Origin of the sequence: Sellimonas sp. (genome assembly GCF_047234585.1) — a bacterium.
GTDB lineage: Bacteria > Bacillota > Clostridia > Lachnospirales > Lachnospiraceae > Sellimonas > Sellimonas caecigallum.
On the sequence record NZ_JBKSWG010000027.1, the window covers coordinates 19,716 to 27,045 of the forward strand.

6 protein-coding genes are annotated in these 7,330 nt (G+C 41.4%); all 6 read right to left on the reverse strand.

Annotated features, from left to right (window positions below; genetic code table 11):
- Positions 1–81: 81 nt before the first annotated feature.
- The 6 genes from ACLROL_RS10335 to ACLROL_RS10360 are packed head-to-tail and all read right to left on the reverse strand — an operon-like array spanning position 82 to position 7,132.
- Positions 82–1,338: a hypothetical protein gene (locus ACLROL_RS10335; protein ID WP_413067780.1), complete on the reverse strand. Its 1,257-nt coding sequence runs from the start codon at positions 1,336–1,338 to the stop codon at positions 82–84.
- Between the two features lie 16 nt (positions 1,339–1,354).
- Entirely contained in the window at positions 1,355–2,485 is a 1,131-nt protein-coding gene (locus ACLROL_RS10340; protein ID WP_087200111.1) for a CDP-glycerol glycerophosphotransferase family protein, read from the reverse strand.
- A gap of 13 nt (positions 2,486–2,498) precedes the next feature.
- Entirely contained in the window at positions 2,499–3,572 is a 1,074-nt protein-coding gene (locus ACLROL_RS10345; protein WP_087200109.1) for a glycosyltransferase family 2 protein, read from the reverse strand.
- The gene (locus tag ACLROL_RS10350) at positions 3,572–4,636 is read right to left on the reverse strand and encodes a glycosyltransferase family 2 protein (RefSeq protein WP_087200107.1); all 1,065 of its coding nucleotides are present in this window, start codon (positions 4,634–4,636) and stop codon (positions 3,572–3,574) included. The genes ACLROL_RS10345 and ACLROL_RS10350 overlap by 1 nt, the downstream gene beginning before the upstream one ends.
- 11 nt (positions 4,637–4,647) lie before the next feature.
- Positions 4,648–5,745 carry a UDP-galactopyranose mutase gene (glf, locus tag ACLROL_RS10355; RefSeq protein WP_087211655.1) on the reverse strand — a complete coding sequence of 366 codons (1,098 nt, stop codon included), beginning with the start codon at positions 5,743–5,745 and terminating at the stop codon, positions 4,648–4,650.
- A gap of 4 nt (positions 5,746–5,749) precedes the next feature.
- Positions 5,750–7,132, reverse strand: coding sequence for a sugar transferase (locus tag ACLROL_RS10360; RefSeq protein ID WP_087200102.1), 1,383 nt, complete (start codon positions 7,130–7,132; stop codon positions 5,750–5,752).
- Positions 7,133–7,330 lie beyond the last annotated feature (198 nt).

Here is a 7,330-nt window from a genome sequence, read left to right on the forward strand (position 1 = left end):
CTGCTTTTCTGCCATGCCCAGGCAAAGACGAGTGTGAACAGCATCATAATCATATAGGTACGAATAGGTCACCATTCCTTTTTATTCGACTCCAACGACACCGACAATCTCAACATCGTATTTGTAAAAAGTCTCCATTTCTTGTTTAATTTCTGATTTGATTGTTCTTCCGATTACTTCGACAAGAACCACTTCACCGATTTCCTTTGGATAATCTTTTCCAGAAATAAGTGGAGAAGGTACAAACAAAAACCGTTCTTTTCCTTCTCTTGCATTCAAACATTTACTCAGCGCTCTGGCAGTTTTTTCTCCTTCATTCGCACAAATCGCTATTTTTCTGTCATCACTGTATTTCATATGAACATCAGACAGGATGATATCAGCCAGTGTCCCCATATCGGAAAATGCCGTCTTATTTCCTTCCAGCCCTGCGATTGCTTTACGGATTAGTCTGCTAACCACTCCGCCCTTCTTTGCGTAGTAAAGCCCATATGTTCGCAAATCAACAAACTGAAGCTGTCTCCATACGATAATCTTTCTTGACATCATATACATCAAAAATACAATGACCAGGGAAACCACAACACCCAGCACTACTCCCCAGACACATCCTTTGATTGTCTGCACGATTACCGTACGCATGGACATAGTAGAGACAGATGTACTTCCAGCTCCGGCGTTCCTTGTCGGGGAAGCCCCAGCTGAGATATCAGGGAGATCATAACGAATAGCTTCTGAAACTTTTGAATATTCAAAATCTGGATACTGCTCTCCTACTCTCGCTGTAAGCATCTGTTCATAGTCATTTACTACTTCTTTTGAAAAATCTTGGTTCAGGGAATAGAATCCGATTGTGACGTAATTCTCATTAACCGTGACGTTGAACTGTCTGCGGAAATCGTATTCCACATATTCGTAATTCTTCTCCTTATCAAGAATATATCCATACTGAGACATCAGTTTTCTCATCTCATCGCCATACACTTTGGCCTGCTCAAAATATTTTGCATGCATTTCTTCCATGATAGTTTCATCATTTTTCAAAGCATTGTACGCGTATGCGATTTCTTTGCCCCTGTCTATGCCAGTCTCTCCTACCACCTCGTAATTCGGCCCGACATTGATACTGATCTCCGCCCAGCATTTCAGCGGCTCCGAAACTGTCGCTTCCTGAGTTGGTTGTGCAGGCTGGTTCTGCTGTGCTTTATATGTTCCGTAAAGATCCTTAAAACGGATCCCTGCGAATCCAATCGTTGCAATACAGATAACAAGAATGACCAGCTTCAGCTTTCGCATAATATAAGCAATAAAATCATTCAAATCGTAAAAATTTTCCATATACCTGTCCCCTTTCCTATAATACTCCCTCTATCCTCTTTGCCACGATCTCGGCTGCATGACCTGTCTCCCGGTACCCAAGGAATTTGTGATGCTCTTTTATCTTTTCATTGTTCTTGTTCTCATCAAACGAACAGATAAGACTCTGAAGCTCTTCGTTTGTTTTTGCAAGCGGAAATGCCCATGTCTCTGGATCCGTATAAAAATTTCTCTCCCGGCTGTATTCTTCCAAATCCGGCACAAAGAGAAAGCCGGGCCGAAACATCAGGGAATAATCCCATATTGTAGAAGAATAGTCCGTAATAAAAACATCTGATGCCAGAAGAAGTTCCTGCATATCCGGATAATCACTGGCATTGATGCAGCCATCATATTTTGTTTTTTTGACAAAATGATGTTTCCGCATCAAAAATACCCATTCTCCTCCAAAACGTTTCCTGAGAGCTTCCAGACATCCTTCTGTATCCAGCTCAGAAGTGAATTTGGCACTCTGTTCCTCGCCCCGATATGTAGGCGCAAAAAGCACAATCTTTTTCCCTTCCTGGATACCAAAATAGTTTCTGACTTTATTGAGAATCTCTTCTTTCCGACCTGCCAGCAGAAGATCATTTCGCGGCATTCCACACTCAAGAAACCGTTTCTTCGGGACCATCTTTGCTGTTGTCATAACCTCAGAAAATTTCCTGCTGCTGGACAAAAATACATCCGTCTGCCTTCCACATATTTGATTGATCTTGAGATCCACCGTGTGCTGATCCGTGATAAAATCCACTCCTGATCTTTTGTATGCACCGCCCCCATGCCAGGTGTTGATAAACATCTGAGATTTTCTCTTAGGCAGAAAGCTTCCGAATCCATCATTGCTGATCAGCACTCTCGATGTCAGCATGAAGTAAAGATCTTTCAAAGTTCCAGGTTTCACATATGTAGTATCCTTTTCCTGCGATACTCCGTCATACTGCCATACATATTCGTATTTTTCCGGATACTTTGTTTTTAAGTACTTGTAAATATATAGAGGATTGCATCTGATCCCGCTTCCTCGGTCTGCGGACAAATAGATTCTATTTTTCTTTACTGGTACGAGATAGAATGCCCTTAACCCAATCCGGCAGGCATATATCATCATCAATTTCAGATATTTCACTCTTTCACTCTCCTTACCTCTTCTGTTTTAATACTGAAAAAATCATTGGAAGTGAATTCTTACAGATAAATATCACTCTGCCGAGCAGAAGAATACCTGATACACATCCTGTTTTCAATACGCCGATCATAACTGCCAAAAGCTTACCGTCCGACTTTGCATACGGCAGCAGTTCTTTGAGAAGAGGTTCCTTTAACAGAGTACGAACCCACTTTCTCCTTCCTTTATGCGACATTTCTGCCCTTTTATCACAATTGCGCTGGATGGCGGAAAAGATATAACGCACATACAATGCACCAAGCACACTTTTCACGCTGCTCTCACACATTCCCCATTTCTGATATTGCTTATAGATCAAATCGATTCTTTTGCGATGCAGTTTATAGTAATCAGAGACAAACTTGGACGTCAGGCTATTATCCATTCTTTTGTTGTAATGATAGCCGCAGAATGGGAGTACATTCATTTTTCTGATATGCATACAGAAATTCACATTGAAAAGGATATCTTCAATCAACGTGATTTTTTCAAACTGAAGTCCTATCTTGTTTAAATAGTCCAAGTCGTACATCTTATTCCACGCGTATCCGTACAACGTTTGTTTTTCCAGATCGATGACTTTTCTGCGGAGTTCCTCCTTGTTTTCGTAAATTTCACGTTTAGGACAGATTACTTCACTGTGATGGAGTCTGTCTTTCTCATCGTAATAGTCCTCCGTCAGACCAAAAAGAATCAGTTCAGCCGGATTTTCTTTTACTGAATCAAAAACCATCGCAAACAGGCTGTCTTCCACAAAATCATCTGAATCCATAAACCATATATATTTCCCGCTGGCATATGTCATCCCTGTATTTCTGGCCATACTAAGCCCTTTATTTTCATTATGATGGACTGCCATGATCCTTTCATCGGATGCAGCCAGCTCCTCGCACAATTGCGGACATCCATCCGGAGAGCAGTCGTCTACCAAAATAATTTCAAAATCCGTATATGTCTGCTTCAGTACACTGTCTACCGCCTTTTTTAAATGCTTTTCCACATTGTAGACCGGCATTACCACACTGATAAATGGTCTTCTCTCTTCCATTATCTTCCCGCCTTTAACTTCGTAAAGAGTTTTGTGTTTTTCGTTTTTACATATGTGATGACCTTTGCTTCCAAGTACGTAAGAACAGTACTGTTCCATTTGATAGGCAGAAGCATCACTTTCATGTAGAAGGAATGTGGTCTTGCCACTTTGACCATCTTTTTGACTCTTGGATTTGCAAGCATCTTTTTGATTTCCTGTTTCTTTTCCTTTGTTGTCATCTCACATTTCGGATTTGTGATATTTTCCACGCACCCAACAAAACGTTCGATGTAACGTCTCGCAATCATTTCTTTGCTTGCAGCATCCCCTACGTGCCATCCCTTGTACAAATCCAGCATCCAGCCATGCTCTTCCTCACGCTTTTCGTACATACCCGGCCGGTATGCTGCAGTCTCTGATTCTGAACGTGCTCTCAGGAAATGATAGTACTGTTTATGTGTTACCGTCACTCTCTCTACGTTTCGCACGATACTTACATTGAACGGGAAATCGTCCCAGAATGTTTTTGGAAAGCGAAGATTGTTGTCCATGATATACTTGGACTCAAACAGTTTGTTCCACGGTGTGTACAGGAGGTTCTTGTCAAACAATTTGTATGCGTTCCGGCGGAAAGACTCCTTATCCGGATACACTGCATCCTCTACAAAATAATCATCTGTCACATAGTTATCTTTGTCATAGTACGTATCGATAAAAAATCCGGCAACTACAAGCTGTGCATTGTCCCTCTTTGCAAGATTGTACATATCTTCCAGCATCGTCGGCTCTGCCCAGTCATCGGAATCCATGAAGTACATATATTCCCCTTTTGCGATTTCAATAGCCATATTTCTCGCGCTTGGAGCTCCGCCGTTTTCTTTGTGGATTACCTGGATCCTTTCATCTTTAGCAGCGTAAGCGTCGCAGATCTCGCCGCTTTTGTCCGGAGTACCGTCATCTACAATGAGAAATTCCCATTCTTTGAGTGTCTGCGCCTGGATACTTTCGATGGCCTTTCCCACATACTCTTCCACCTTATATACCGGCATGATAATACTAACTTTAATTTTGTTTTCTTCCATAACGCGCTCTCCTATTGCAATTCTTTTTCCACAAGTCCGAATGCGGATTCGATGACCTTGTCCATATCATAATATTTATATTCCGCAAGCCTTCCGCCAAGAAGAATCTCCTCTTTGTCAGCCAGCTCTCTGTATTTCTGATAGAGTTCCTGATTTTTTTCATCGTTGACCGGATAGTATGGCTCCATACCTTCTTCCCAGTCTGTCGGATATTCTTTTGTGATCACAGTCTTATCCTGTGTCCCGAATTCAAAATGCTTATGCTCGATCACTCTCGTGTACGGAGTCTCCCTGTCTGTGTAGTTCACTACGGCAACTCCCTGATGGTTTTTCTCATCAAGCACCTCCGTCTCAAACTTCAGGCTTCTGTACTCCAATTTGCCAAAGCAGTAGCCATAATACGCATCCAGCATCCCTGTATAGAGAACCTTTTCTCCAAGGGCGTTGTATTTTTCTTTGTTTTCATTATAGTCCACGCCAAGTTCCACATCGCAGCCTTCAAAAAGCGCGTTGATCAATACATTGTATCCTCCGATCGGAATTCCCTGATACAGATCGTTGAAATAATTGTTATCGTACGTATAGCGCACCGGGAGACGTTTGATGATGAATGCCGGAAGATTCTTGCAGTCTCTTCCCCACTGCTTTTCAGTGTACCCTTTGATGAGTTTTCGGTAAATATCTTCTCCAACAAGGCTGATGGCCTGCTCTTCCAGATTCTTCGGTTCTCCCTTCACTGCTGCTTTCTGTCTGCTGATGATCGCTTCTGCTTCTGCCGGAGTCGCTACACCCCACATTTTGCTGAATGTATTCATGTTGAACGGCATATTATAAATTTCCCCTTTATAGTTGGCGATCGGGGAATTTGTGTAACGGTTGAATTCTACAAGAGAATTGACAAAATCCCATACTTTTCTGTTGCTTGTATGGAAAATATGGGCTCCGTATTTGTGTACGTGGATTCCTTCCATATCTTCACAATAGAGATTTCCCCCAAGTGTTTCCCGTTTTTCCACGATAAGACATGTTTTTCCTGCTTTTCTTGCAAAATATGCAAATGTCCCGGCAAACAGCCCGCCTCCAACAATGACATAATCATATTTTTTCATACTTTTATTCCTCGCTCTCCGCTTTTTTAAATATATATTTTCTTGTTTCGTTTGTCTTAAATGCTTCCGTACTGTCTGACTTCAAAAGTACGATGGCAGTCTGAAAAATAAGCTGGATATCTCTCAATATATTGAACTGTTCAATGTACATCATGTCCATGATCAGTTTATCTTTTGGGGATGTATTGTATTTCCCTGCAATCTGGGCGTAACCGGTTAAACCAGCTTTTACCCGGAGTCGATATCGGAACTCCGGAAGTTCTTTTTCGTATGCTTCCACATTTTCCAGCATTTCAGGACGCGGGCCGACAAAGCTCATATCGCCTTTCAGGATGTTGATCAACTGCGGAAGCTCGTCCATCCGGATTTTTCGCAGGATTTTTCCAGGTTTTGTGATACGGTCATCATCGTCAGTAACCGAACGGTTTTCCACATTCTCTTTCATCGTGCGGAATTTATACACTTCAAAAACACGTCCGTTCAATGTCGCACGTTTCTGTTTGAAGAAAATATGTCCCCCGTCGTATGCTTTGATAGCAATGGCACTCACGATCCAAATCGGAGATGTCAATATTCCAAGAATGATAGCCAAAGACATGTCCAAAAGTTTTTTCATGACACGCTGCTCCATTGTCCAGGTCTTTACATTGGCATTCAATACAGACACATCGTCCAGAAGATAATACTTGGCACTCATCTCTACAATGTCCTCAATCTCCGGGTTGAAATAAATGTTGATCTTGTTTTTGTAACAGTATCTTACAATCTCACCCCGATACTTCAGCGGCACATCATGGATAAAGACCGTATCTGCCTTGCTTACTGTATCCAACAGATTTTTGTCTCTGTAATCCATAATATAGTCAATCTTATACTGTTTTTTGTATTTCAGTATTCCTCTTACGATATTGTCCAGACTTTCCTGGGAAGAAGTTACAATACAGCAGCTTTCCGGTTTGTGGATCGCAAAGAAAAGCGCATTCCCTCCATATGCAAAAATAATAATAATGATAAGCTGCACGACAAAACTGATAGCAAGAGAGCCGATACTGTCAAGTCGGAAGGCATAAATACTCGGTGTGATCGTATTCATGATCATCAGCTGAATGTACGTTACAATATCTGTAAACAAAACTGCAAGAGCAAGGGAATAGATAATAGGCTTACTCTTTCTTCTGCCCACATCAAATTTTCCGTATATGCTCAAAAACAGGAGCCCTACGATGCAGAATGTGGAAAATGTAATTCCCATCGTTCTGGAAAGTATGATCAGTGTTGGATTCTCTCTTGCCATGATCAGCATGAAAGTCCCCATGAGTAAGATGTATAATACCAGTTTGATCATAAGCCACATTGTGGACTCAAATTTCTTCAATTCTCTTTTCATAGTATACCTCACCTGCCTACAAACTCTCTATATTATATAAGATTTCCTATCTTTCCGCAAGTTCTTACATCTTAAAAATTTCTTATCGTGTAATATTTTCGTAATAATTTGTTAAAAAGAAAGAGGAAATGTCCGATTTTCCGCGGGAGTTTGACAGTTGCATAATTAAAATAGTACGTGCAGGCCGCATAAAGCCTG